The 25,106-nt window shown below is 67.1% G+C and carries 19 protein-coding genes; 6 read left to right on the top strand and 13 right to left on the bottom strand.

What is annotated here, in order from left to right:
• Positions 1–68 precede the first annotated feature (68 nt).
• Positions 69–2,786 carry a LuxR C-terminal-related transcriptional regulator gene (locus N5D30_RS12465; RefSeq protein ID WP_279909238.1) on the top strand — a complete coding sequence of 906 codons (2,718 nt, stop codon included), beginning with the start codon at positions 69–71 and terminating at the stop codon, positions 2,784–2,786.
• On the opposite strand, the gene N5D30_RS12460 is transcribed toward N5D30_RS12465, so the two are convergent.
• Entirely contained in the window at positions 2,779–3,612 is an 834-nt protein-coding gene (locus N5D30_RS12460; RefSeq protein WP_279909237.1) for a metal-dependent hydrolase, read from the bottom strand. The two genes, N5D30_RS12465 and N5D30_RS12460, sit on opposite strands and share 8 nt — an antisense overlap.
• Before the next feature lie 118 nt (positions 3,613–3,730).
• Here N5D30_RS12460 and N5D30_RS12455 point away from each other — a divergent pair, with 118 nt between their 5' ends.
• Positions 3,731–4,747 carry an AraC family transcriptional regulator gene (locus tag N5D30_RS12455; protein ID WP_279909235.1) on the top strand — a complete coding sequence of 339 codons (1,017 nt, stop codon included), beginning with the start codon at positions 3,731–3,733 and terminating at the stop codon, positions 4,745–4,747.
• Between the two features lie 63 nt (positions 4,748–4,810).
• Here N5D30_RS12455 and N5D30_RS12450 read toward each other — a convergent pair whose 3' ends face one another.
• The gene (locus tag N5D30_RS12450; RefSeq protein ID WP_279905420.1) at positions 4,811–5,569 is read right to left on the bottom strand and encodes an SDR family oxidoreductase; all 759 of its coding nucleotides are present in this window, start codon (positions 5,567–5,569) and stop codon (positions 4,811–4,813) included.
• Positions 5,570–5,673: 104 nt separating this feature from the next.
• Here N5D30_RS12450 and N5D30_RS12445 point away from each other — a divergent pair, with 104 nt between their 5' ends.
• From N5D30_RS12445 to groL, 4 genes are all read left to right on the top strand, one after another.
• Entirely contained in the window at positions 5,674–6,405 is a 732-nt protein-coding gene (locus tag N5D30_RS12445) for a HugZ family protein (protein WP_279909234.1), read from the top strand.
• A 63-nt stretch (positions 6,406–6,468) separates the two neighbouring features.
• Positions 6,469–6,918 carry an FxsA family protein gene (locus N5D30_RS12440; RefSeq protein WP_220812899.1) on the top strand — a complete coding sequence of 150 codons (450 nt, stop codon included), beginning with the start codon at positions 6,469–6,471 and terminating at the stop codon, positions 6,916–6,918.
• A gap of 233 nt (positions 6,919–7,151) precedes the next feature.
• Positions 7,152–7,445 (top strand): co-chaperone GroES, encoded by a 294-nt coding sequence (locus N5D30_RS12435; protein WP_220812898.1) that lies wholly within the window; start codon positions 7,152–7,154, stop codon positions 7,443–7,445.
• A 44-nt stretch (positions 7,446–7,489) separates the two neighbouring features.
• Positions 7,490–9,130: a chaperonin GroEL gene (groL, locus tag N5D30_RS12430; protein WP_220812897.1), complete on the top strand. Its 1,641-nt coding sequence runs from the start codon at positions 7,490–7,492 to the stop codon at positions 9,128–9,130.
• Positions 9,131–9,424: 294 nt separating this feature from the next.
• On the opposite strand, the gene N5D30_RS12425 is transcribed toward groL, so the two are convergent.
• The 11 genes from N5D30_RS12425 to sodB form a co-directional block, all read right to left on the bottom strand.
• On the bottom strand, positions 9,425–9,661 hold the full coding sequence (locus N5D30_RS12425; protein WP_220812896.1) for a hypothetical protein: 237 nt from the start codon (positions 9,659–9,661) through the stop codon (positions 9,425–9,427).
• 174 nt (positions 9,662–9,835) lie between these two features.
• The gene (locus tag N5D30_RS12420) at positions 9,836–11,119 is read right to left on the bottom strand and encodes a HAMP domain-containing sensor histidine kinase (RefSeq protein ID WP_279909233.1); all 1,284 of its coding nucleotides are present in this window, start codon (positions 11,117–11,119) and stop codon (positions 9,836–9,838) included.
• Positions 11,109–11,792 carry a response regulator transcription factor gene (locus tag N5D30_RS12415; protein WP_279905424.1) on the bottom strand — a complete coding sequence of 228 codons (684 nt, stop codon included), beginning with the start codon at positions 11,790–11,792 and terminating at the stop codon, positions 11,109–11,111. The genes N5D30_RS12420 and N5D30_RS12415 overlap by 11 nt, the downstream gene beginning before the upstream one ends.
• A gap of 287 nt (positions 11,793–12,079) precedes the next feature.
• The gene (locus tag N5D30_RS12410; protein ID WP_279909232.1) at positions 12,080–15,127 is read right to left on the bottom strand and encodes a multidrug efflux RND transporter permease subunit; all 3,048 of its coding nucleotides are present in this window, start codon (positions 15,125–15,127) and stop codon (positions 12,080–12,082) included.
• Positions 15,128–15,150: 23 nt separating this feature from the next.
• Entirely contained in the window at positions 15,151–16,299 is a 1,149-nt protein-coding gene (locus N5D30_RS12405) for an efflux RND transporter periplasmic adaptor subunit (protein WP_279909230.1), read from the bottom strand.
• 189 nt (positions 16,300–16,488) lie between these two features.
• Positions 16,489–18,114 carry a methyl-accepting chemotaxis protein gene (locus N5D30_RS12400; protein WP_279909228.1) on the bottom strand — a complete coding sequence of 542 codons (1,626 nt, stop codon included), beginning with the start codon at positions 18,112–18,114 and terminating at the stop codon, positions 16,489–16,491.
• Positions 18,115–18,352: 238 nt separating this feature from the next.
• Positions 18,353–19,447 carry a DUF1513 domain-containing protein gene (locus N5D30_RS12395; protein WP_279909227.1) on the bottom strand — a complete coding sequence of 365 codons (1,095 nt, stop codon included), beginning with the start codon at positions 19,445–19,447 and terminating at the stop codon, positions 18,353–18,355.
• The gene (locus tag N5D30_RS12390) at positions 19,448–20,509 is read right to left on the bottom strand and encodes an imelysin family protein (RefSeq protein WP_220812889.1); all 1,062 of its coding nucleotides are present in this window, start codon (positions 20,507–20,509) and stop codon (positions 19,448–19,450) included.
• A 10-nt stretch (positions 20,510–20,519) separates the two neighbouring features.
• Entirely contained in the window at positions 20,520–21,932 is a 1,413-nt protein-coding gene (locus N5D30_RS12385; RefSeq protein WP_279909226.1) for a di-heme oxidoredictase family protein, read from the bottom strand.
• A gap of 166 nt (positions 21,933–22,098) precedes the next feature.
• The gene (locus N5D30_RS12380) at positions 22,099–24,162 is read right to left on the bottom strand and encodes a GGDEF domain-containing phosphodiesterase (protein ID WP_220812887.1); all 2,064 of its coding nucleotides are present in this window, start codon (positions 24,160–24,162) and stop codon (positions 22,099–22,101) included.
• 237 nt (positions 24,163–24,399) lie between these two features.
• Positions 24,400–24,981: a superoxide dismutase [Fe] gene (gene sodB, locus N5D30_RS12375; RefSeq protein WP_279905430.1), complete on the bottom strand. Its 582-nt coding sequence runs from the start codon at positions 24,979–24,981 to the stop codon at positions 24,400–24,402.
• Positions 24,982–25,106: the final 125 nt, after the last annotated feature.

The raw sequence follows: 25,106 nt of genomic DNA, 5'->3' as shown, positions 1-25,106 counted from the left end.
CGGGCTTCAAATGCGCAACGCGAGGGGATAGGCTGCGGGAGTTTTCGCCTCAGGATCCCGACCGCTCCGTGACCGACCTGTCCCGTACCTCTGCACTTGCCAGCAGCCCGGCTGCCGCCGGCGAGGGGCGCTTCTTCCGTCCGCCCCTGCCTGCCGGCCACGTGCGCCGGCCGCGCCTGTGCGAGCGGCTGGAAGAGGGTATGGACGGCCGCCTGCTGCTGGTCTGCGCGCCGGCCGGTTTCGGCAAGAGTTCGCTGGCCGTGGAGTTCTGCGAGCGCCTGCCGGCCCACTGGCAGAGCCTGTGGCTCAGCCTCAATCGCCGCGACGGCGACCCGGGGCGCTTCCTCGAACGTCTGCTTGAGGGCCTGCGCCGGCATTTTCCGCGGATCGGCGACGAGGCCCTGGGCCTGCTGAAGATGCGCCAGCGCCACCAACCCTTCGCCTTCGAGGAATGGCTGGACGGCCTGCTCGACGAGCTGGGCGAGCGCCTCGACCCGGAGCATCCGCTGCTGCTGGTGCTGGACGACTACCACCTGGCCCAGGGCGCGGTGCTGGACCGTTGCCTGCAGTTCTTCCTCAACCACCTGCCGACCGGCCTGCTGGTGCTGGTCACCAGCCGCCAGCGTCCCGACTGGCATCTGGCCCGCCTGCGCCTGTCGCGGCAGATGCTCGAGCTGCAGGAACAGGACCTGCGCCTGACCCGCGACGAAACCCGCGAATTGCTCTCGGTACAGGGCGCCGAGCTGCCCGGCGTGGCACTGGACAACCTGCTGCAGCGCAGCGAGGGCTGGGTCGCCGGCCTGCGTCTGTGGCTGCTCACCGCCGGCGAGGGCGAGCGCGACCTGCATGGCGCGCAGGGCATGATCCGCGACTACCTGCTGGAGGAGGTGATCGAGCGCCAGCCGCCCGAGCTGCAGGCCTTCCTCTACGACACCGCCTGCCTCGAGCGCTTCTGTGCCGAGCTGTGCGACGCGGTGCGCGACAGCCATGACAGCGCCGCGATCCTCCAGCACCTGCAGGCCCACCAAGTGTTCCTCGTGCCGCTGGACGAGCAGGGCCGCTGGTTCCGCTACCACCATCTGTTTTCCGACCTGCTGCGCGCCAGCCCGGCCGGCCAGCTGTCGCAGCCGCAGGCACGCCTGCACCTGCGCGCCTGCCGCTGGTTCAGCGGCCAGGGCCTGCTCGACGAGGCGGTCGAGCAGGCTCTGCGTGCCGGCCAGCCGGATGTGGCGGCCAGCCTGGTGCAGAACTTCTCCGAGGAGCACCTGCTGGCCGAGCAGAACGTGGCCATGCTGCTGCGCTGGAAGATGGACCTGCCGGACAGTCTGCTGACCAGCACGCCGCGGCTGATCCTGCTGTACAGCTGGGCGCTGGCCCTGGCCTGCCAGCTGGATGCGGCGGAGGAACTGGCCAACCACCTCGAACGCTTCCTGCCGGCGCCTGACGCCGCCGAGCAGCAGTCGCTGCTGGCCCAGTGGCTGGCGGTCAGCGGGGTGATCGCCCGTGGCCGCGGCGACAGCCAGAGGGCCGAACTCTACTGCAGACAGGCCCTGGCCGGCATGCCCGGGCAGCACTACGGCTCGCGTCTGCTGTGCCTGTCCACCCTGGCCAACCTGGCGATGGTGCGTGGCGACCTGTGGCGTGCCCGTGGCCTCAACCGCGAGGCCCTGGAACTGGCCCAGCGGCACGACAATCCGCTGTTCGAGGCCTTCTGCCGCTATGACCGTGGCCGCGTGCTGCTGGCCCGCGGCGAGATCGTCCGTGCCCTGGAAGAAGTGCGCGCCGGCCTGGAACGCCTGCGCCGGCTGCCGGCCCAGCGGGTCTACGCGGTACGTGCCCGCCTGAGTCAGTACGAGGGCTTCCTGCTGGCCCTGCGCCTGCGCCCGGACGAGGCGCGCGAACGCCTGCTGGTCGGCATCGCCGAGGCGCGTGCCTGCCGCGACATCAGTCTGCTGGTGGGCTACTGCATCCTGGCCAGCCAGGAGGGGCGGCTGGGGCGGCTCAACGAGGCCTTCGCCCACCTCGCCGAGGCCGAGCGGCTGATGCATATCTGGGACGTGCCGCCGGTGTACTACCTGGCGATGATCACCGTGACCAAGTGCGAGCTGTGGCTCGGCCAGGGCCAGGTCGACCTGGCCAATGCCTGGCTGGTGCGCCTGGCCGAGACCTATGACGGCGAGCAGGCGGCCACCGCGCCGGAGTTCCACCCGCAACTGCCGCTGCATATCGAACTGCATCGTGCGGCACTGGAGCGCCGCCTGGGCCAGCTGGAGGCGGCCGAGCGGCGCCTGCGAGCCCTGGTGCAGCGGGCCCAGGCCCACGGCGGTCAGCTGCTGGGGGTCTTCGCCCAGGTCCAGCTGAGCCTGATGCTCTATGTGGGGGGACGCGAGCGCGAGGCCCAGCAGCAGTTGCTGGCCGGCCTGGAGGCGGCCGCCGGCGGCGCGCTGTTGCCCTTCTCGGAACTGCTTGCGCACCAGCCCGGCTGGCTGCGCGCCCAGTTGCAGACGGCGCCGGCCACGCCGCTGGGCGAGGCGCTGCTGCGCTGCCTGCCGCAGGAGGTGGTGGCCGAGCCCGTTCCGGTCGGCACGGCCGAGGCGCTGAGCACCCGCGAGCTGGCGGTGCTGCGGCTGATCGCCCTGGGCTGTTCCAACCAGGAGATCAGCGAGCGGCTGTTCATCTCCCTGCACACGGTCAAGACCCACGCCCGCCACATCAACAGCAAGCTCGGCGTCGAGCGGCGGACCCAGGCGGTGGCCCGGGCCAAGGGGCTCGGGCTGATCAGCTGACCTCGGCGGGCAGGTCGAACTCCCGGCGCCGCTCCAGGATCAGCTGCAGGTTGTCGTGCTGCCAGGGGTGGAAGTCCGCCCGGTAGAAGTCGAGGTAGGCGCGCACCAGCGGTCGGAGGATGCCGCGACTGCCCCACAGCCAGGCCAGGCCGTCCTTCCACACCCGCCAGCTCGCCAACAGGCCGTCGCGGCGCAGCATGTGCACCAGGCCCTTGAACGTGTCCAGGGTGAAGAAGAAAGTGCTCTGCAGCATGGCGCGGCGGCGCAGCCAGGTCTTGCCGCAGACCTGCTGGTAGAGGTCGAAGGCCACCGCCTTGTGTTCGCTCTCTTCCAGCGCATGCCAGCGCCACAGGCGGGCCATGTCGGGATCGGCGCCGGCCAGCCAGTCCGGGTTCTGCAGGATCGCGTCGGCCATGATCGCCGTCAGGTGTTCCACGGCGGTGGTGGCGGCCAGGTGCACCTTGGGCGGCAGGTGCTTGCGCACGAAGGCCAGGCGCCTCTTCAGGCGCCGCTCCAGATAGTCCAGGTCGTAGCCGACATCGCGCAGGGCGTCGCTGTAGTGCTGGTGCTCGCGACTGTGGTGGGCTTCCTGGCCGATGAAGCCGCGGATCTGCGCCTGCTGGTGCGGGTCGGTCACCTGGTCCCGGTAGGCACGCACAGAGTCGATGAAGAAGCGCTCGCCGTCGGGGAACAGCAGCGACATGGCATCGAAGAAGTGGCTCTTGAACGCGTCGCCGCCATGCCAGTGACGCACCCAGGGCGAGGGAAAGGCGAATTCCGGCTGGCGCGGCTTGATCAGCAGGTCGTGCGGGGTGGGGCAGTGCATGCGGCCTCCCATCTTGTTGTTATCGATGTCCCGACTATGGGCTTGCCGGCTTTTCCGGAACAAGGTTATCTTCAGCCATTCTTCAGGTCATATCCGGCCAGCGGCGGACGAGCAGGACATGAGCAAACCCCTGACCCTGCATTCGGAACTCGTGCCGATCACCTACGCCGAGGCGCTGCTACAGCTCGCCGGCGAGTTCGGCGTCGCCCGCGAGCGCCTGCTGTCCGCCGCCGGGCTGCGTGCGGAGCTGCTGCACAATCCGACCGGCCGGCTCTCCCTCGCCGACTTTCATCAACTGGCCGGCGCCGCGCTGTCGCTGTGCGACGAGCCGGCGCTGGGCCTGCTGCTCGGCCTGCGCCTGAACGCGTCGACCCACGGGATTCTCGGCTATGCCCTGTTGTCCAGCGCCAACCTGGGCCGCGCCGTGCAGTTCGCGCTCAAGTATTATCGGGTGCTGGGCCTGACCTTCGATCTGGAACTGGTGGAAAGCGCGGACTGGCTGGAGCTGCGTGCCAGCGAGTCGATCCCGCTCGGCATGCTCGGCCGGTTCGCCGCAGAGGGCCTGTTCGGCAGCCTGTATGCCATCGCCCAGTTCCTCCTGGGCGAGCGGCCGATGGGTATCGAGGTCGGCTTCACCTTTCCCGCGCCGGGGCATGCCGAACGCTATCTGGAGGCCTTCGCCGTGCAGCCTCAGTTCGACCAGCCCTGGCACTGGTTCCGTCTGCCGCGCCACTACCTGGATCGGCCCATGGCCCTGGCCAACCCGGCCACCATGCAGATGTGCGAACAGCAGTGCGAGGCCCTGCTGGCCACCCTGGATGTACAGGAAGGATTGCTCAGCCGCTTGCGGCGCCTGTTGCTGGCGCGCCCTGGCGACTTTCCCAGTCTGGACAGCGCCGCCCAGGCGCTGCACACCAGCGGGCGCAGCCTGCGCCGTCACCTGGCGGCGGCCGGCACCAGCTACCAGCAGGTGCTCGACGAAGTGCGCAAGCGGCTGGCCCTGCAGTATCTGGAGACCACCCACCTGCCGCTGTTCGAGATCGCCCAGTTGCTGGGCTTCAGCGACCCGTCCAACTTCCGCCGTGCCTTTCTCAAGTGGACGGGCAAGGCGCCCAGCCAATATCGAGCCGGGTAGGGCGGGGAGAATCGGGGGAGGGGGAGAGAGTTGGAGCCCCGCCGGGGCGGGGCTCCGCTGCGGTTACAGGCGCAGGCCGCCGTCCAGCTCGAGGATGCGACCGGTGTAGTAGTCGTTCTCCAGGATGTAGGCCACCGAGTGGGCGATCTCGGCCGGCTTGCCCATGCGGCGCAGCGGGATGCCGGAGGTCATCTTCTCTAGGGCTTCCGGCTTCATGCCGCCGGTCATCTCGGTCTCGATGAAGCCCGGAGCGACGCCGGCCACGCGGATGCCATAGCGCGCCAGTTCCTTGGCCCATACCACGGTGTCGGCGGCGACGCCGGCCTTGGCCGCGGAGTAGTTGGCCTGGCCCATGTTGCCGGCGCGGGAGATGGAGGAGATGTTGACGATCGCGCCCTGGTTCTTCAGCTCGATCATCTTCGCCGCCACTTCGCGGGTGCACAGGAACACGCCGGTCAGGTTGACGTCGATCACCGACTGCCACTGGGCCAGGCTCATCTTGGTCATCTCGCCGTCCTTGACCTTGATGGTCAGGCCGTCGCGCAGGATGCCGGCGTTGTTGACCAGGCCGTTGATGGCACCGAAGTCCTCGGCCACCTGGGCGACCATGTGGGTCACCTGCTCCTCGTTGGCCACGTTGCACAGGTAGGCGCGGGCGTCGCCACCGGCGGCCTTGCAGGCGGCCACGGCTTCGTCCAGTTTCTCCTGGTTCAGGTCGACCAGCGCCAGCCGGGCGCCGCGCGCGGCGAGGTACTCGCCCATGGCGCGACCCAAGCCCTGGCAGCCGCCGGTGATGATGATGACTTTGTCTTTGAGTTCCATAACACTACTCCTCGAAGGTCTGGCAGATGGCCTCGCTGGCGCCACGGTTATTCCGGGTGCCTGTCCGTTTTGTTTTCGACGAATTCTCAGCGAGGAGTCATAAATTGAGCATGACGGCGGAAAAGAATGCCCGAGAATTGCTGCTCAAGGAATACCGGGGCGTGCTTTCCACCCATTCCAAGAGCATGCCGGGCTTCCCTTTCGGATCGGTGGTGCCCTATTGCCTGGATGGGCAGGGTCGACCGCTGATCCTGATCAGCCGCATCGCCCAGCACACCCACAACCTGCAGAAGGATGCCAAGTGTTCGCTGCTGGTTGGCGAACGTGGCGCCGAGGACGTGCAGGCTGCCGGGCGCCTGACCCTGCTGGCCGAGGCCCGGCAGTTGCAAGCGCCGGCCGACATCGAGGTCGCCGCCGAGCGCTACTATCGCTATTTTCCCGAGTCGCGCGACTATCACAGCGCCCATGACTTCGATTTCTGGGTGCTGGAGCCGGTGCGCTGGCGTTTCATCGGTGGTTTCGGCGCCATCCACTGGCTGCAGGATGTGAGCCTGGCCAACCCGCACGCGGGCGAGGCCGAGCGCGGCATGGTCGAACACATGAACGACGACCACGCCAGCGCCATCGCCCACTACGTACAGCTGGCCGGCCTGCCGGACCACGAGCCGGCGCGACTGGTCGGCATCGACAACGAGGGTTTCCACCTGCGCATCGGCAAGGCGCTTCACTGGCTGGCCTTTCCAACATCCTGTAACAACCCGGGCGCCGTGCGCCAGGCCCTGGTATTGCTGGCTCGCGCCGAGACCTGGCCGACCGTCGGGCCGGTTTCAGGTTGAATTCAGCCTGCGGCCCCATACTTCTTCCCTATCGGAAGCCGTTCTTCCGCCAAGGACTCTGCGATGCGCGCTTTTCTCTTTCTGTTCCTGCTGTTCCCGATCATTGAGCTGGCCGTGCTGATCAAGGTCGGCAGCGCCATCGGCGTGCTGCCCACCCTGCTACTGGTCATCGGCACGGCGGTGCTCGGCAGCATCCTGCTGCGGGTGGCCGGTGTCGCCACCGCCTGGCGTGCGCGCGAGAAGCTGGCGCGCGGCGAGATGCCCGAGCAGGAGATGTTCGAGGGGCTGCTGATCGCCGTAGGTGGCGGCCTGCTGCTGCTGCCGGGTTTCATCAGCGACGTGTTCGGCCTGCTCTGCCTGATTCCCTTCACCCGCCGCCTGATGATCGGCCGCCTGCAGCGCCGTGCCCAGGAGCAGGCCCTGCGCCAACGGGCCTTCTTCGACGATCCCCAGGCGCAGTCCGGCCAGACCCATCCGCACGTGATCGAGGGCGAGTACCAGCGCCGCGATTGAGGCCCCTCGGTGCGCACTGCGCACCCGGCGGCCATAAAATTTTTCACCGTCCGCCCTTGAAATACCCTTGAGCGCCCCTATCTAGCGTTCACCGCAAGGTTTCTACCGCTTCGGTGGAACACTTTTCCGCGGTGCGCCCCGAGCGTGCCGCAATCCGGCCCCGCCGGACATTGCCTAAACCCGCCGGCGCAGTCGCCGGCCAGTGAAAACAACTGACTCAGGAGAGATCGACAATGAAGCTTCGTCCTCTGCATGACCGCGTCGTCATCCGTCGTAGCGAAGAAGAGACCAAGACCGCTGGCGGCATCGTGCTGCCGGGTTCGGCCGCCGAGAAGCCGAATCAGGGTGAAGTCGTCGCCGTCGGTACCGGCAAGGTTCTGGACAACGGCGAAGTCCGTCCGCTGGCCGTCAAGGTCGGTGACAAGGTGGTGTTCGGCCCGTACTCCGGCAGCAACACCGTCAAGGTCGACGGCGAAGACCTGCTGGTGATGGGCGAGCATGAAATCCTCGCCGTCGTCGAAGCCTGATCCCCGCGAATCTCCGTTTAACCAAGAATTGAGGAACAACCACCATGGCTGCTAAAGAAGTCAAATTCGGCGATTCCGCTCGCAAGAAGATGCTGGTCGGCGTCAACGTCCTGGCCGACGCGGTAAAAGCGACCCTCGGCCCGAAAGGCCGCAACGTGGTCCTGGACCGCAGCTTCGGCGCTCCGCTGATCACCAAGGACGGCGTCTCCGTCGCCAAGGAGATCGAGCTGAAGGACAAGTTCGAGAACATGGGCGCCCAGCTGGTCAAGGACGTCGCCTCCAAGGCCAACGACGCCGCCGGTGACGGCACCACCACCGCCACCGTTCTGGCCCAGGCCATCGTCAACGAAGGCCTGAAATCCGTCGCCGCCGGCATGAACCCGATGGACCTCAAGCGCGGCATCGACAAGGCCACCGCGGCCATCGTCGCCCAGCTGAAGGAGCTGTCCAAGCCGTGCGCCGACACCAAGGCCATCGCCCAGGTAGGCACCATCTCCGCCAACTCCGACAACTCCATCGGCGACATCATCGCCGAGGCCATGGAGAAGGTCGGCAAGGAAGGCGTGATCACCGTTGAAGAAGGCTCGGGCCTGGAAAACGAACTGTCCGTCGTTGAAGGCATGCAGTTCGACCGTGGCTACCTGTCCCCGTACTTCATCAACAAGCCGGACACCATGGTCGCCGAGCTGGAAGGCCCGCTGCTGCTGCTGGTGGACAAGAAGATCTCCAACATCCGCGAACTGCTGCCGGTACTGGAAGCCGTCGCCAAGTCCGGTCGTCCGCTGCTGATCGTCGCCGAGGACGTGGAAGGCGAAGCCCTGGCCACCCTGGTGGTCAACAACATGCGTGGCATCGTCAAGGTCGCGGCCGTCAAGGCTCCGGGCTTCGGCGACCGTCGCAAGGCCATGCTGCAGGACATCGCCATCCTGACCGGCGGTACCGTGATTTCCGAGGAAGTCGGCCTGTCGCTGGAAGGCGCCACCTTGGAGCACCTGGGTAACGCCAAGCGCGTCGTGCTGAACAAGGAAAACACCACCATCATCGACGGTGCCGGCGCTCAGGCTGACATCGAGGCTCGTGTTGCGCAGATCCGCAAGCAGGTCGAAGAGACCTCTTCCGACTACGACAAGGAGAAGCTGCAAGAGCGCCTGGCCAAGCTGGCCGGCGGTGTTGCCGTGATCAAGGTCGGCGCTGCCACCGAAGTCGAGATGAAAGAGAAGAAGGCCCGTGTCGAAGACGCCCTGCACGCGACCCGCGCCGCAGTGGAAGAAGGCGTGGTGCCTGGCGGCGGTGTCGCCCTGGTACGTGCCCTGCAAGCCATCGACGGCCTGAAGGGCGACAACGAGGATCAGGACGTCGGTATTGCCCTGCTGCGTCGCGCCGTCGAGTCTCCGCTGCGCCAGATCGTCGCCAACGCCGGCGGCGAGCCGAGCGTGGTGGTCGACAAGGTGAAGAGCGGTTCCGGCAACTACGGCTTCAACGCTGCCACTGACACCTATGGCGACATGATCGAGATGGGCATCCTGGACCCGGCCAAGGTCACCCGTTCCGCCCTGCAGGCTGCTGCCTCCATCGGCGGTCTGATGATCACCACCGAGGCGATGGTCGCCGACATCCCGGAAGACAAGGCTGCTCCGGCCATGCCTGACATGGGCGGCATGGGTGGCATGGGCGGCATGATGTAAGCCGACCTGGCTCCCCCGAGCTGAAACGAAAAAGCCCCGCCTGGTTCCAGGCGGGGCTTTTCTTTTGGCTATGTCCCGTTGGTTGCTGCACACCTTGTGGGAGAGGATTTATCCGCGAATTTCGCGACCAATCGGAATGTAGCCCAGCCGCTCCCACAAAAGCAGGATTGCGCCAACACGTAACGGGGACTGTGGGCCATGTGTGCCCATGGAGCGATGCGGTGTGGGGGCGCCGCACCGGGGCTGTGTGCAGGCTTGCCGGTGCGCGTGGCGCACCCTACAGGGCAAGCGGGGCTACTGCTCGCCTTTCAGGGCGTGGGAGAGACCCACCATCAGCAACAGCAGGTTGTCGCCGTTCACGTCGGCTGCGGCAAGGCTGCCGTGGCGGGTGGAAACCGCCGGACATTGCTGCTTGGCACAGCTAATGGCGTCCAGCACCTGTGGACCAGGCTCCTGCCATGCCGCCGCGGCCAGGGCGGTGACGCCAAGGGCACCTACGAGGAACATACCTCGAGCGATTTCTAGTTTCATTCAAGCAACCCCTTGAAAGCACTGCCAAGCCCTGCACAGAAAACGCTAGAACACGGTGGACTGGTGCGCCGTTCGGGCAGACGAACGGTAGAGCCGCGTTCAGGGTGGAAATGGGAGCGATTCACACTGCCGGGCGAATATGACAGAACGAGGTGTGGGGCGGAACTTTTTCCGTCAGACGGCGTGTCCGCCCATCAGGGTGACCTGGAACCGGCAGCCCCTCGGCTCGGCGTCCGACAGCTCCACGCTCCAGCCCTGGTTCTCGCAGATCCTCTGCACCAGCGACAGCCCCAGGCCGAGCCCTTCGCCCCGGGCCGAGCCGCCGCGCACGAAGGGCTGGAACATCGCCTCGCGTTCGGCGGCGGGAATGCCCACGCCACTGTCCTCGACCACGAAGCCCTGCTCGTCCAGGCGCAGGCTGATGCGCCCATGCTCGGTGTAGTGCAGCGCGTTGCGCAGCAGGTTGCCCAGCACCGACTTCAGCAGCGGCGCGTTGTAGCGCTGGTCGCCGGTCCGTTCCGGCTGGTAGTCGAAGGCCAGCCCCTTGGCCTCGATGGCCGGCCGCCATTGCGCGACCAGGTCGTCGGCGACCTCGCCCAGGGTGCCCCGGAGCGTGCCGCCGGCATCTTCCTGGCGCGCACGGGCCAGGGTCAGGAAGGTCTGCACCAGGCCGCGCATTTCTTCGCAGGCGTTGGCGATGCGCTGCACCTGGGTCCTGCCGCGGTTGTCCAGGCAGGAGCTTTCCAGCAGCAGTTCGCATGAGCTGGCCAGCACCATGAGAGGTGTGCGCAGCTCATGGCTGACGTCGCTGGTGAACAGCCGCTCGCGCATCAGCGCGCGGCGCAGCAGCCCTAGCGTGGTATCGAAGGAGGCGGCGAGCTGGCCCACCTCATCACTGGCGTAGTCCTTCGCCAACCGCGGGGCTTCGTCCAGCAGCTGTTCGGGCGCGCGCACCTGGCGCGACAGCCGGACCACCGGCTCGATGACCTTGCGCGCCAGCAGCCAGCCGAGCAGGCCGGACAGGGCGAGGCTGATCAGGAAGCCCACCTGGACCACGGCGAACAGCAGCTGCTCGCGGTCCTCGAAGCCGCTCTGGTCCTGCAGCAGCACGTAGCGGCGACCGTCGACGACCTGTACGAATCCATGGAATGCCTTGTCGCCACGGAATACCTCGTGGAACCCCAGCGACAGCCCCTGCAGGTCCGGTGGCAGGGCGAAGTCGCCCTGGCCGCCGCTGAAATAGAAGAGCTGGCCCGGTTCCGGCTCGTGGCGCCAGTCGGAGATGCTCTCCATCTTCAGGAAACGCCCGAGGTCGCCGCTCAGCTCCTGGGAGATCAGCCGCTCCTCGACCTGGTGGACGGTCTCGACGATGCCGAAGGCGAAGGTGCCGCCGACCAGGGCCGTCATCAGCACGAAGGCGATGACGATGCGCCGCGAAAGGCTCTGCCTAAACTCCATTGCCCGGTTCCGCGAGTCGGTAGCCGACGCCGTGCACGGTCTGCAGCAGCGCCTGGGGGAAGGGTTTGTCGATCACCTGGCGCAACTGGTGCACATGGCTGCGCAGGCTGTCGCTGTCCGGGCAGTCGTCGCCCCAGAGCGCCTCTTCCAGCACCTCGCGGCGCACCACGTGCGGGCTCTTCTGCATCAGCAGCGCGAGCAGCTTGAGGCCCACCGGGTTGAGCTTGAGGTGCTTGTCGGCACGGGTGATCTCCAGGGTGTCGAGGTCGTAGCTGAGGTCGCCCACCTGCAGCAGCCGCTTGCCGCCGCCCAGGCTGCGGCGCAGCACCGCCTCGATGCGCGCGGCCAGCTCGGAGAGGGCGAAGGGCTTGATCAGGTAGTCGTCGGCACCCGCCTGGAAGCCCTGCAGCCGGTCGTTCAACTGGTCGCGGGCGGTGAGCATGATCACCGGCGTATCGCGCCGCGCTTCTTCGCGCAGGCGCCGGCAGAGGGTGTAGCCGTCGATGCCGGGCAGCATGATGTCCAGCACCAGCAGGTCGTAGTGCTCGCTGCTGGCCAGGCGCAGCCCGGACAGGCCGTCCTGGGCGCAGTCCACTGTGTAGCCCTTGATCTGCAGGTAGTCGGCCATGTTGGCCAGGATGTCGCGGTTGTCCTCGACCAGGAGGATGCGCATGGAAAGCTCCTTCGGCAGGCAGCCGGCAAAGGTGGCGCAAAGATACCCCGAGCCATCGCCATTCGGCAGCAATTGACGGCTTTTTCACACCCTGGGCAGCGGGCGCGCGGCGCATGAAAAAAGCCGATGCCGGTTTGCGCCGGCATCGGCTTTCGAGTGGCTATGTCCCCGTTAGTTGTTGCACGCCTTGTGGGAGCGGATTTATCCGCGAATTTCGCGGCCTAGGCCGCTCCCACAAGAGCAGAATAACGGGCACATAGCCTTTCGAGTCGCCGGGGGAGGGCGGCTCAGTGGGCCGGTACGGCCGCCGGTGCCTTGTCCGGGCTGGCCAGCAGGGTGTACACGCAGGGCAGCACGAACAGGGTGAACAGGGTGCCGATGGACATGCCGGTGGCGATCACCAGGCCGATGTCGAAGCGGCTCACCGCGCCCGCGCCGGTGGCGAGGATCAGCGGCACCATGCCGAACACCATCGCTGCGGTGGTCATCAGCACCGGGCGCAGGCGGATCGACGCGGCTTCCTCGATCGCGTCGCGCACCGACAGGCCCTTGTCGCGGCGCAGCTGGTTGGCGAACTCGACGATCAGGATGCCGTGCTTGCTGATCAGGCCGATCAGCGTCACCAGGCCCACCTGGGTGTAGATGTTCATGCTGGAGAAGCCGAGGAAGATCGGGATCAGCGCGCCGCAGATCGACAGCGGCACGGTCACCAGGATCACCAGCGGATCGCGGAAGCTCTCGAACTGCGCCGCCAGCACCAGGAAGATGATCGCCATCGCCAGGGCGAAGGTGACGTACAGCGCACTGCCTTCCTGGATGTACTGGCGCGAGGCGCCGGCGTAGTCGAAGGTGTAGCCGCGCGGCGCCTCCTTCTGGGCGATCTGCGCCACGGTCTCCACCGCCTCGCCCATGCTGACGATCGGCACGCCTTCGATGATCGCCGCGTTGAGCTGCTGGAACTGCTTGAGCTTGGTCGGCCGCGCGCGGTCGCTGACCTTGATCAGGGTGCCCAGCGGCACCATCTCGCCGCTCTCGCTCTTGACGTAGTAGTTGCTCAGCCAGCCCGGGTTGTCGCGGTAGGGCCGCTCGACCTGGGCGATCACCTTGTAGCTGCGACCGTCGATGGTGAAGCGGTTGATCTCGCCCTCGCCGAGCAGGATGGCCAGGGTGGCGCCCAGGTCCTGCATCGATACGCCCATTTGCGCGGCCTTGGCGCGGTCGATATCGACCACCACCTCGGGCTTGTCGAACGCCAGGTCGACGTTGAGGAAGGCGAACTTGCCGGACTCCATGGCCTGCTGCTTGACCCGCTCGGTCACCTGCAGCAGCGACTCGTAGTCGTTCGGCGTGTTGATCACGAACTGGAACGGCAGGCCCTCGCCGGTGCCCGGCAGCGACGGCAGGTTGAAGCCGAAGATCTGCAGGCCGGGAATGTCGTTGAGTTTGGCCTGGACCTCCGGCAGCAGTTCCATCTGGGTGCGGTCGCGCTCGCCCCAGGGCGTCAGCAGGAAGCCGCCGATGCCGGACTGCACGCCGTCGAAGCCGTTGATCTGGAAGGACGAGTAGTACTCGGGGAACTCCTTGAAGATCTTCACGAACTGGTCGGTGTAGGCGTTCATGTAGTCCAGGTTGGTCGGCTGCGGCGCGTTGGAGAACAGGAACACGATGCCCTGGTCCTCTTCCGGCGCCAGTTCGCTGTGGGTGAACTTGAGAAAGATGGGGATCAGGCACATGACGATCACGCCGAACACGATCACCACCGGGCGGGTGTTGAGGGTGCCGTGCAGGGCCTTCTGGTAGCGGTGCTTGAGCTTGTCGAAGATCATGTCCAGCTTGTGCGCCAGGCCCGAGGGATTTTCCTCGTGGCGCAGCAGCTTGGAGCACATCATCGGCGACAGGGTCAGGGCGACCACGCCGGAGATCACCACCGCGCCCGCCAGGGTCAGGGCGAACTCCTTGAACAGCGCGCCGGTCAGGCCTTCGAGAAAGCCGATGGGGGCGTACACCGCGGCCAGGGTGATGGTCATCGAGATCACCGGCACGGCGATCTCGCGGGCGCCCTCGATGGCGGCGTCGAACGGTGTCTTGCCCTCCTCGATGTGGCGGTGGATGTTCTCCACGACGACGATGGCGTCGTCCACCACCAGACCGATGGCCAGGACCATCGCCAGCAGCGTCAGCAGGTTGATCGAGTAGCCCATCAGCTGCATGAAGAACAGCACGCCGATCATCGACAGCGGGATGGTGATCACCGGGATCAGCACCGAGCGGAAGGCGCCGAGGAACAGGAACACCACCACGATGACGATCAGCACCGCCTCGACCAGGGTCTTCACCACCTCGTCGATGGAGGCGCGGATGAATTCGGTGGCGTCGTAGGCGATGGACACCTTGAGGTTCGGCGGCAGCTGCGCCTCCAGCTCCGGCAGGGCCTCGCGCACGTGCTTGATCACGTCCAGCGGGTTGGCGCTGGGCGTGCCCTTGATGGCGATGTAGACGGACGGGATGCCGTCGAAGGAGCTGATCGAGTCGTAGTTCTCCGCGCCCATCTCCACCCGGGCGATGTCGCGCACCAGCACCCGGCTGTCGCCGGATGTCTTCACCGGGATGGCGGCGAAGGCCTCGGCCGACTTGAGGTCGGTGGTGGCGTTGATGCTGGTGACCACGTACTCGCCCTTCACCTCGCCGGCCGCGGCCAGGAAGTTGTAGCGCTGCACGGCGCTGGTCACGTCCACGGCGGTGATGCCGTAGGCGGCCATCTTCACCGGGTCCAGCCACAGGCGCATGGCGAACACCTGGTTGCCGAGGATCTCGGCCTCGGCCATGCCGGGCAGGGTGGCCAGCTTGGGCTGGATCACCCGCGACAGGTAGTCGGTGATCTGCGGGTTGGACAGCTCGTCGCTGTAGAAGCTGACATACATCAGCGCCGAGGCGTCGGCCGCCTCCTTGGACAGCACCGGGTCCTCGGCGTCCTGCGGCAGCTGGTTCTTCACCTCGTTGGCCTTGGCCAGCAGTTCGGTGAACAGCCGGTCGGTGTCGGCGCCGATGCGCGCGTAGATCGAGATGACCGACACGTTCTGCTGGCTGGCCGAGGTCATGTAGTCGATGCCTTCGGCGCTGGCCAGGCTCTGCTGCAGCGGCTGGGTGATGTAGCCCTGGATGGTCTCGGCGTTGGCGCCCGGGTAGGCGGTGGTCACCGTGATCAGGGCGTTTTCCATCTGCGGGTACTGGCGGATCACCAGTTTGCTGAAGGCCTGGAAGCCCAGCAGGATGATCAGCAGGCTGACCACGGTGGCGAGCACCGGGCGCCGGATGAACGGATCTGTGAAAGCCATAGCGGATTCCTTGGCGTCGGGCCTTACTGCCCGGCGCTGGCTTGTTTGTGCTTGGTCAGGGACGAATCATCGGCGATGACCACATGGGCGCCGTTGTCCAGCTTGAGCTGGCCGGCGGTGACCACCTGCTCGCCTGCCTCGAGGCCCTTGAGGATCAGCACGATGCCGTCGCGGCGTTCGCCGGTCTCGACGAAGCGGCGTTCGACCACCAGCTGGGCCTGGCCCTTGTCGTCCTTCACCACGGCGCCCTTGTCGTCCTTCTTCTCGTCGATCACGTACACCGAGTTGCCGTAGAGGGTGTAGGTGATGGCGGTTTCCGGCACCACCACCTGGGTCTTCTCACCCGGCAGCAGCACCTCGAGGTTGGCGAACATGCCCGGCAGCAGCTTGTTGTCCGGGTTCGGCAGCATGGCGCGGACCTGCAGGTTGCGGGTGCTTTCCTCGACCTTGGGGTTGATGGCGCCGATCTCGCCCTCGAACACTTCGCCGGGGTAGGCCGCCACGCTGATGCGCACGCGCTGGCCGATGGCCAGTTGCGGCACGGCCTGTTCCGGCAGGTAGAAGTCGACGAACAGGGTGCTCAGGTCCTGCAGGGTGGCGATGACGGTGCCGGACGACAGGAAGTCGCCCACGTCCACCTGGCGGATGCCGATGGTGCCGGCGAAGGGCGCGTTGATGCGCTTCTTGGCCAGCATGGCCTTGAGCTGGGCGACGCTGGCGTCGGCCTTCTGCAGCTCGGAGGCCAGGCGGTCGAACTCGCTCTTGGAGATGGCCTGGCGCTTGACCAGGTTCTGCCCGCGCTCGAACTCTACCCGCGCCAGCTTCAGCTCGGCCTCGGAGGTGGCCAGGCTGGCCTGCTCCACGGCGCTGTCCATCTGGATCAGCGGCTGGCCCTGGCTGACCTTCTCGCCGGAACGGAACAGCATGTCGCGCACGGTGCCGCTGACTTCCACGGTCAGGTCGACGCCCTGGAACGCCTTGAGCGTGCCGATGGCGGGCAGACGGCTCTGCCAGGCCTTTTCCTCGGAGAGGGCGGCGGACACGCTGATGGCCGGCTGCGGCGCCGTGAACATCTGAATCTGCTGGTAGATGGAGAAGCCTTTGTAGGCGGCGAGGGCGAGCACCACGACGAGTACCACGCCCAGCATGATGAGCATGCGGCGGAGCAACATATTCCGTTTCCTTGGCAAGGCAGAGAGGGGCCTGGGAATAGGCGAAGCAGGCACCTTAGTGCGACTTGTCCACCAAGTCAAAAGCCGGGAATTGCAAATCATTGCCCTGGCATCATGGCGCAACGCACTGTCGCGCAAACCGCACGGATGGGCGTGAAACCGGTACGTCCCTGTACCTATTCCGAGGGGTCAGGCGCCCAGGCGGCGGGTCACCTGGTTCAGCTCGTCGGAGAGGTCGTGCAGGTTCTGCCCGGCGGCCCGGGTGCGCTCGACGTTGTCCTGGTTGGCACTGGCGATGGCGGTGATCTCGGTGAGGTTGCGCGAGATGTCCTCGGCCACCGAGGTCTGCTCCTCGGCGGCGGTGGCGATCTGCCGGTTCATGTCGCGGATCGCTTCCACCGCGCCGGTGATGCGTTCCAGCATCGCGCCGGCCTCGGTGACCTGGGCCAGGCCTTCCTCGCTGCGGCTGCGACCGCTCTCGATGGCGCGTACCGCGTTGAGCGCGCCGGACTGCACCGTGTCGATGATCTGGTGGATCTCGGCGGTCGACTCGGCGGTGCGCTGGGCCAGTGTGCGTACCTCGTCGGCGACCACGGCGAAGCCGCGGCCCTGCTCGCCGGCGCGGGCCGCCTCGATGGCAGCGTTGAGCGCCAGCAGGTTGGTCTGCTCGGCGATGCCGCGGATCACTTCCAGCACCTTGCCGATGCGGCCGCTGTCGCTTTCCAGCTGGCGGATCACCTCGGCGGTGTTGGCGATCTCGCCGCGCATGCCGGTGATGGTCTGGATGGTGGACGTCATCACCTGCCCGCCCTGGCGCGCGGAGTCGTCGGCGTCATTGGCCGCGTGGGCCGCCTCGGCGGCGTGGCGCGCCACTTCCTGGGCTGTGGCGGACATCTCGTGCATGGCGGTGGCGACCTGGTCGGTGCGCTCGAACTGCTCGTTGACGCCCTCGGTCATGCGCGCGGCGATGCCGTTCAGCTCGCCGCTGGCGGTGTTCAGGTTGCCGCTGCTCAGGCGCAGGCTCTCGGTGGTGCTGGCGAGGAAGTCGCGCAGGGTGTTCGCGGCCCTGGCCAGCAGGCCCAGCTCGTCCTTGCGCGCCACTTCCACCCGCTGGCCGAAGCGGCCCTGGCTGAGTTCGTCGACGTGGCTGATCAGGTGGCGGATCGGGATGATCAGGTGGCGGTTGACCAGCCACAGGCTGAACAAGGCGATGACGATGCTGGCGCCGAGCATGACCAGGGTGCCGAGCAGGATGGTGCGGTCGGCGCTGGCGTTGATCTGCCCGGCCTGTTCGATGCTCTGCTCGCGCAGCTGGTCGACCAGGGCGGTCATCTGCTCGCTGGTGGCGCGGTCGATGCCCTTGACGGCCTCGTCGCCGACCGTGGCATCGCCGTTGGCGGCGACGAAGGCATCGCGACCCTTGCGGTAGTTGGCGCCGAGGGTCTGGTGTTCGCTGCGCAGGCGGTCCACCTGGCCTTTCAGGTTGCGGTCGTCGGCGGCCAGGGTCGAGAGCTGGCCGAGGATGTCCTGCACCTTGCGCTCCTGGGCCTCGAACTGGCCCCAGTAGCGGGAAAGGTTGCCGCTGTCCTGGCCGCGCAGCAGGACGTTCTTCCATTCCTGCACCTGGATCTTGAATTCGACGTTGGCCGCGTCGATCAGGCGGGCGGCCTGCAGCGGTCCGTCGAGCAGGCCCCGGTAGGATTGCATGCCGCTGGAAAGGAAGCTGAAGCAGGCCAGGGCGGTGACCAGGATCAGCGCCAGGCTGCCGCCGAGCAGGGCGAGGATCTGCGCGCGCAATGATTTTTGCAGGAACATCGGGATATGCCTCTGGGGAGTGGTGTGCCCGGGCGCCCGGATGGGCGTCGGAACTGTGGATATCCCTATCACCCGGCCGTTGCAGGCCGGCGACACCGCGCCGTCTGGCGCGGGTGCGAACGCGATGTGCAGTATAGGTCGGCCGCGCGCTGCAGGCCTTGAGCCATTTTGTCGCCTGGCCTTGCGGATGGAGCGAGGTGCGCCGGGGGCGCGTCCGGCCGCCGTGGCGGTCAGCCGTTCAGGCGAGGCGCAGGTGGTTGTCCCACAGGCCCGCCGGCAGGTCCAGGTGACGGACGGCGATCCGTTCGCCACGGCAATCGTACACGCGGCAGCGACTCTGCCCGGAGGTGACCACGAAGCCCTCGGCCACCGCGCCGACGCCCGCGCAGTCCGCCAGCGGCGCGTCGAGCAGCAGCTCGGTGCTGTCCAGGTGCCAGATGAAGAAGCGGTTGCCGCGCGGCGCGGTCAGCGCCACCAGGCGCAGCTCGTCGTGGATGGCCAGGCTGGCGGTGTATTGGTTCATCACCAGGCGCTGGGCCTCGCCCAGGGGGAAGGGCTGGAACGGCTGGCCCGGGCGCTTGATGGCGAGCAGCGGCACGGCATCCTGCGGGTCGCCCTCGTACTGCTGGCCGGAGACGATGGTGCCGTCGCTGGCCACGGCCAGGTGGCGCACGCTGTTCATCTGCTGGGGCAGGGTCTCCTTGCTGATCAGCGTGCCGTCGCGGTGCATCAGCACCAGGCTCGGTTCCATGGCATCCAGATTCATCATCACCCGGCTGTCGGCCTCGGTGCGGATGCCGCCGTTGGCCACCACCAGTTCCTCGCCGCCGGGCATCCACAGCAGCTGGTGCGGGCCGAGGCCGTGGGTGGAGCGCTCGGCGACCCGCTGCAGGCGCTCGCCCTGCATCTGGTACACCCCGAGCATGCCGCGGCCCGGTTCGCGGGTGTCGTTCTCAGTGCTGTAGAACCACTCGCCGCTCTTGTGGAACACGCCGTGGCCGTAGAAGTGGCGCTCGGCCGGTGAGTCCAGGGTCTGCAGGAGGCGGCCGTCGCGGGTATCGACCAGATAGCTCTCGCGGCTCGGCCGACGGCCGACGAACACTGCCAGCGGCAGGCTGGGGTGGGGCACCACGTCGTGGCAGCGCTCGGTCACCCGGGTGGCGAAGGCCTTGCTGCCGTCCAGGCGGTAACCCACGGCGTAGTGATTGCCGTCGCCATCGTCACGGGCCGACAGCAGCAGCGGCTGCTGGCCGTTGTCGATCAGCTTCCAGCCACCGAAGGCGCCGGCGGCCAGGGCCAGGCCGCCGAGGCCGAGAAAGGCTCTGCGTTTCATTCAGTCACCGTCGTTGGCGTTGAAGCCCAGCTGTACGCCGAGGATCTTGGCCACTTCGCCGCCCTGCAGGCGGTGCAGCACGTTGAGGTTGTCGTAGAAGGCGTTCAGCTCGGCGAGGCCGGCCTGGTCGGCGAGCAGTTCGCCCAGCGGGCGCTGCAGGTTGGCCAGCTGCTGGCGGGTGGCGGCGTACTGCTGGTCGATGCGCTCGACCAGTTCCTTGTGCTCGTCGCCCAGCAGCTGGCGCACGCCGTCCTTGTCCGCGCCCAGCCACATGCGCTCGGCGCTGGCCAGGGTGGCGGCGAGGCTGGAGAGGCTGGCGTTGCTGCGCCAGAACTCGGCCTGGTAGGGCTGGGGCAGGCTCTTGGCCTGGCGGCCCAGGGCGGCGCCGAGCTTCTTTTTCAGGGTGTCGATGGCGTTGATCTGGGCGCGCATCAGTTCCGCCATGGCCTCGGGCGCGTCGGCGTAGCGGGCGTTGGGGAACGCCTTGAGCTGGGCGGCCATGCCGTCCTTGGCCTGCCACTGCTCCAGCACGGTGCCGGAGAGTTGCTGCTGGTGCTCGCCGATGGCGGTCAGCAGCGGGCAGTAGCGGGTCTTCTGCTCTGGGTTGGAGAGGTCGATGGCGGCATCGAACAGCACGTACTCGTAGGCTGTCAGCCCCTGCACCACCACGCTGGCCTTTTCCACGTCGGCCTGGGTCAGCTGCGGCTTGCTTTTCAGCAGCGCCTCGACCTGGCGCTGCACCAGGTTCTTCTTGTCCGGCCAGAACTGCACCTGCCAGGCGCGGTTGCCCTCGGCGAGCGGACCAACGTTCAGCGGCTGCAGCGCGGCCCAGCTGGCGACGTCGGTGAGGAAGGCCTGCTGGGCGGCGCCCAGGTCCTGGTCGCCGGCGCAGAATGCCTTGGCGCTCTCGGCCAGTTTCTGGCTGGACTGCTGCCAGGCGCCGTAGGCGGGCAGCAGCACGCCGTCGGCCAGGGCCGCACTGGTGCTCTGTTGCGGGTCTTGCGGGCCGCAGGCGGAAAGACCCAGGGCAAGCAGGGCGATGGCGAAGGGCGAACGGGTCATGCCGGGCTCCTTAGAGGGAGTTGAGGAAGGCCAGCAGCGCGCCGCGCTCGCTGGCATCGAAGTCGATGACGGCCTGCCGGGCGTTTTCCGCCTCGCCGCCGTGCCAGAGGATGGCCTCCAGCAGATTGCGAGCGCGACCGTCGTGGAGGAAACGGGTGTGGCCGTTGACCGTTTCGGTCAGGCCGATGCCCCACAGCGGCGGGGTGCGCCACTGGCGGCCGCTGGCCTCGAACTCGGGGCGGTCGTCGGCCAGGCCCTCTCCCATGTCGTGCAGCAGCATATCGGTATAGGGGCGGATGGTCTGGTTGGCCAGCTCGGGTTCGGCGGCGTCGGCCGCGGTGACGTAGCTGGGAACGTGGCATTTCTGGCAGCCGGCATCGTGGAACAGCTGCTTGCCGCGCCGCACTTCCAGGTCGTCGACGCCACGCCGGGCGGGTACCGCCAGGTTGCGCGCGTAGAACAGCACGGTGCGCAGGATGTTGTCGCTGACCTCCGGCTCGCCGCCGTTCGGCATGGCGCGGCAGGTTGCCTGGGCCTCGGTGCAGTCGTCGTGGGGCAGCAGGCTGGTGGTCAGGCCCATGTCGCCGGAGAAGGCGTGCACGTTCTGCTGGTTGAGGTTGGGCTGGCCCGCCTTCCAGCCGAAGCGGCCGACCACGGTCTTGCCCAGCGCCTCGTCCCAGACCCGGTTGGGCACGCCGCGGATGCCGTCGCCGTCGCGGTCGTCCGGGTCCGCGTTGGCCAGGATGGCCGCCTCGGGGATCGCCTCCAGCAGGCCCAGGCCGATCATCGGTGGCGCCACCCGGGCGGAGAACTGGACCTCCGGGTGCATCTCGCCGTAGCCGAGGTTGGTGATCAGCAGGCGCGGCTTGTGCAGTTCGACGAGGGTGCCGTCGGCGAGCGTGACCGACTGGCTGTCGTACTCGATCCGCACCTTGCCCTCGGGCTCGACGCCGGGGACGCTCATGTCCTGCAACTGGCCGCCGTAGACCGGCTCGGGCACCACGCCCAGGCGCCGGCGCAGCTCGGCGTGGGCGGGCGAGCCGTCGTCGGCGATGGACAGGCGCACCAGCATCGACACGGCGTTGGTGGCGTGCGGCTCGGGCGGGTGGCCGCGGCCGTCCTTGATGTGGCAGTTCTGGCAGGCGTTGGTGTTGAACAGCGGGCCCAGGCCGTCGCGGGCCGTGGTGGCGGCGGGTGGGATCACCCAGGGGTTGCGGAAGAAACTGTTGCCCACCGAGAAGTCCAGGCGGCGCGAGGGCACGAGGTTCGCGGAGGGCATGGAGAAGGCGTTCTGGTCGCTCTGGCGCACCGTGGTGGCGCCACCGGACAGCGCCTCGCCGGGCTCGGCCGGTGCCGGCGTGCGCTCGCAGGCCGCCAGGGCGAGGCTGAGGGACAGGAGGCAGAGGCGCAGCGGGGAGGGCATCGGTGGAACCTGGACAACGGTCAGGCGGGCAATCTTAGCAGGCTAAGGGAAGTCGAATAAGAGGAATTAGCGTTCGTAAGGAGAGCAGATTGTCGCGGCTTACCGAGCCTGAATCACGTTGCGGCTGGAGGGGGCAGCCGTGTGCCCCTGCATCCCGGCCCACGCCTCAGAGCGTGGCGGGATTGCCGGCGTTGCTCAGGCGGCGGGCCTGCTTGAGGTAGAGGGTGAGTTCGCGGGACGGCAGCGGCTTGCTGTAGAGATAGCCCTGACCCTCGTTGCAGCCCTGGGCAATGATGTAGGCCTCCTGTTCGGCGGTCTCCACGCCCTCGGCGATCACCTGCATGCCCAGGCTCTTGCCCAGCTGGATGATGGCGCGGACGATGGTGGCGTCGTCCTCGTCGTCGAGCAGGTCCTGCACGAAGCTCTTGTCGATCTTGATCTTGTCCAGCGGCAGGCTCTTCAGGTAGCTCAGCGAGGAGTAGCCGGTACCGAAGTCGTCGATGGCGATCAGCGCGCCGGCGCGGCGCAGGCTGAGCAGGTTCTGCGCGGCGGTACTGATGTCTTCCATCAGGCCGGTCTCGGTGACCTCCAGTTCCAGGCTGCGTGGCGGCAGGCGGTAGACCTGCAGCAGGTTGCTGACCATGCGCGGCAGTTCGGCGTGGTGCAGCTGCACGGTGGACAGGTTGACCGCCATGCGCAGGTCGCTGAAGCCCTGGTCGTGCCACTCGCGCAGCTGGCTGCAGGCCTGGTCCAGCACCCATTCGCCGATGGCGATGATGGTGCCGTTCTGTTCCGCCAGCGGGATGAACAGGTCCGGCGGTACGAAGCCGTGCTGCGGGTGCTGCCAGCGGATCAGCGCCTCCACGCCCACCACCCGGTGGTTGCGGTAGTCGACCTGGGGCTGGAACACCAGGTGCATCTCGTTGCGGTTGAGCGCCTCGCGCAGTTCCTTTTCCAGCTCGCGGCGGCGGCGCATCTCGCTGTCGACGCTGGCGATGTAGAACTGGTAGCGGTTGCGCGAGCGGCTCTTGGCCAGGGTCATGGTCTGTTCGGCTTTCTGCAGCAGCTTCTCGGTGCTGTCGCCGTCTTCCGGGAACAGGGTGATGCCGATGGTGGCGCGCAGGCGCACTTCCTGCTGTTCCAGGGCGAAGGGCGTCTCCAGGCTGTCGAGGATGCTCTGCGCCAGTTCCGCCGCCTCGTAGGGCTGCTCGATATCGGCCTGGACCAGGGCGAACTGGTCGCCGCCGAGGCGGGCCAGGGCGCCGAGGCGGCCGCTGTGGCTGCGCAGGCGGTCGGACAGCGCCAGCAGCAACTGGTCGCCGGTCTGATAGCTGAACTGCTCGTTGATGCCCTTGAAGTCGTCGAGGCCGACGCACAGCACCGCGACGCGGCGCTGCAGGCGGCCGGCGTCGTCGAGGATCTGGTCGAGTTGCTGTTGCAGCTGCTGGCGGTTGGGCAGGCCAGTGAGGAAGTCGTACTGCGACATGCGCAGCAGGCTGTTCTCGGCCTCGCGACGCAGGTGGGTGTTGCGCTCGATGGATTCCAGCAGCTGGTTGGCGGTGCTGATCCACAGCCCCAGCTCGTTCTTCTCGTTGCCGCGCAGCATCGGCAGCTTGTGCTCGCTGGGGCGGTCCGGGTTGATGTTGGTGAGGTGCTCGATGATCTTCGACAGCGGCTTGGTCAGCAGCCAGTGGTAGACCATGTACAGCACCAGGGCCATGGCCAGGGCGCGCAGCACGCCGGAGACGAAGATGATCACCGAGGTGGTGATGAAGTTCTCGCCGTACGAGGCGGTGTCCAGGGTGATGGTCAGGTCGCCGTAGTACTCGGCGTAGGGACTCCTGCCGACCAGCTGGGTGGTGAAGGTCTGCTCCTGGCCGAGGATGGGGTCGGTGATCCAGCGGATGGAGGAGGGGGTTAGCTCGCGCGAGCGTTCGGCGAGCATCGGTTCGTTCGGATGGCCGATGGCGGCGTAGCGCACCGCCTCGTGCTGGAACAGGCCTTCGATGACCTGCATGCCCATCTCGCGGTCGAGGCTGTACACGGCCTGGGTGGACGGATCGCGGAACATGCCGAGGATGCGCTGGGCATCGCTGGCCACTGCCTGGCGGGTCTTGTGGATGTCGAAGACGATCTGCCCGAGACTCAGCACGACGCCGACCACCAGCGCCGATAGCAGGACCACACGCAGCAGTTTCAGCGACAGGCTTTTTTTCAGTTCCAGCTTCAAATGCGTATTCCTTGTTCGCCGCCGGAGGCTTGTGACCGTTGTGAGTATTGGCAAATGAGTGGGAGCCGTCAAAGGGCCATTACGTCATAAACCCATATTTTTTGGGGTTTAACGTTATGTGGCCGCGACGGCGTGGGGCAGGGCGGGGCCGACAGGCCCGTGGTGGTGGCGCGCGGCGTGCAAAAACGAAAAAGCCCGGCTGGGTGGCCGGGCTCCTTCGCGAACGGTGACGATGACTCAGGCGGCGAAGTTCTTCGCCACGAAGTCCCAGTTCACCAGGTTCCAGAACGCCTCGACGTACTTCGGACGCAGGTTGCGGTAGTCGATGTAGTAGGCGTGCTCCCATACGTCGCAGGTCAGCAGTGGGGTGTCGCCGTTGGTCAGCGGGTTGCCCGCGCCGATGGTGCTGGCCAGGGCCAGGGAGCCGTCGGCCTTCTTCACCAGCCAGCCCCAGCCGGAGCCGAAGGTGCCGATGGAGACCTTGCTGAACTCTTCCTTGAACTTGTCGAAGGAACCGAAGGCGGCGTTGATGGCGTCGGCCAGGGCGCCGGTCGGTTGACCACCGCCGTTCGGGCTCAGGCAGTTCCAGTAGAAGGTGTGGTTCCACACCTGCGCGGCGTTGTTGAACACGCCGCCCGAGGAGGTCTTGATGATCTCTTCCAGGCTCTTGCCTTCGAACTCGGTGCCCGGAACCAGGTTGTTCAGGTTCACGACGTAGGTGTTGTGGTGCTTGTCGTGGTGGTATTCCAGGGTCTCGGCGGACAGGTGCGGCTCGAGGGCGTTCTTCTCATACGGCAGCGGCGGCAATTCGAAAGCCATGGTCATCTCCTTCATCAGCGGTCGGATATGTGCGATGCGCACGTGGCCGTTCACGGGGCGGCCTTAATACGGGCGGCGACGAGTTTGTACTCTTTAATGTGCCGCGAGGCCGGGATCATAGCACC

Source organism: Pseudomonas sp. GD03875 (assembly GCF_029840585.1).
In the GTDB taxonomy this organism is placed as follows: domain Bacteria; phylum Pseudomonadota; class Gammaproteobacteria; order Pseudomonadales; family Pseudomonadaceae; genus Aquipseudomonas; species Aquipseudomonas paralcaligenes.
Note: the sequence above shows the minus strand (reverse complement) of the source record. Positions and strands in the feature narration are given on the sequence as shown.

Bases quoted from the DNA above. Each gene is read 5' to 3' on its own strand.
- N5D30_RS12435 (WP_220812898.1), top strand. From the start codon at position 7,152: ATGAAGCTTCGTCCTCTGCATGACCGCGTCGTCATCCGTCGTAGCGAA.
- N5D30_RS12415 (WP_279905424.1), bottom strand. From the start codon at position 11,792: ATGCGCATCCTCCTGGTCGAGGACAACCGCGACATCCTGGCCAACATG.
- N5D30_RS12395 (WP_279909227.1), bottom strand. From the start codon at position 19,447: ATGAAACGCAGAGCCTTTCTCGGCCTCGGCGGCCTGGCCCTGGCCGCC.
- N5D30_RS12400 (WP_279909228.1), bottom strand. From the start codon at position 18,114: ATGTTCCTGCAAAAATCATTGCGCGCGCAGATCCTCGCCCTGCTCGGC.
- N5D30_RS12455 (WP_279909235.1), top strand. From the start codon at position 3,731: ATGAGCAAACCCCTGACCCTGCATTCGGAACTCGTGCCGATCACCTAC.
- N5D30_RS12425 (WP_220812896.1), bottom strand. From the start codon at position 9,661: ATGAAACTAGAAATCGCTCGAGGTATGTTCCTCGTAGGTGCCCTTGGC.
- N5D30_RS12405 (WP_279909230.1), bottom strand. From the start codon at position 16,299: ATGTTGCTCCGCCGCATGCTCATCATGCTGGGCGTGGTACTCGTCGTG.
- N5D30_RS12420 (WP_279909233.1), bottom strand. From the start codon at position 11,119: ATGGAGTTTAGGCAGAGCCTTTCGCGGCGCATCGTCATCGCCTTCGTG.
- N5D30_RS12450 (WP_279905420.1), bottom strand. From the start codon at position 5,569: ATGGAACTCAAAGACAAAGTCATCATCATCACCGGCGGCTGCCAGGGC.
- N5D30_RS12390 (WP_220812889.1), bottom strand. From the start codon at position 20,509: ATGACCCGTTCGCCCTTCGCCATCGCCCTGCTTGCCCTGGGTCTTTCC.
- N5D30_RS12410 (WP_279909232.1), bottom strand. From the start codon at position 15,127: ATGGCTTTCACAGATCCGTTCATCCGGCGCCCGGTGCTCGCCACCGTG.
- N5D30_RS12460 (WP_279909237.1), bottom strand. From the start codon at position 3,612: ATGCACTGCCCCACCCCGCACGACCTGCTGATCAAGCCGCGCCAGCCG.
- N5D30_RS12385 (WP_279909226.1), bottom strand. From the start codon at position 21,932: ATGCCCTCCCCGCTGCGCCTCTGCCTCCTGTCCCTCAGCCTCGCCCTG.
- N5D30_RS12440 (WP_220812899.1), top strand. From the start codon at position 6,469: ATGCGCGCTTTTCTCTTTCTGTTCCTGCTGTTCCCGATCATTGAGCTG.
- sodB (WP_279905430.1), bottom strand. From the start codon at position 24,981: ATGGCTTTCGAATTGCCGCCGCTGCCGTATGAGAAGAACGCCCTCGAG.
- groL (WP_220812897.1), top strand. From the start codon at position 7,490: ATGGCTGCTAAAGAAGTCAAATTCGGCGATTCCGCTCGCAAGAAGATG.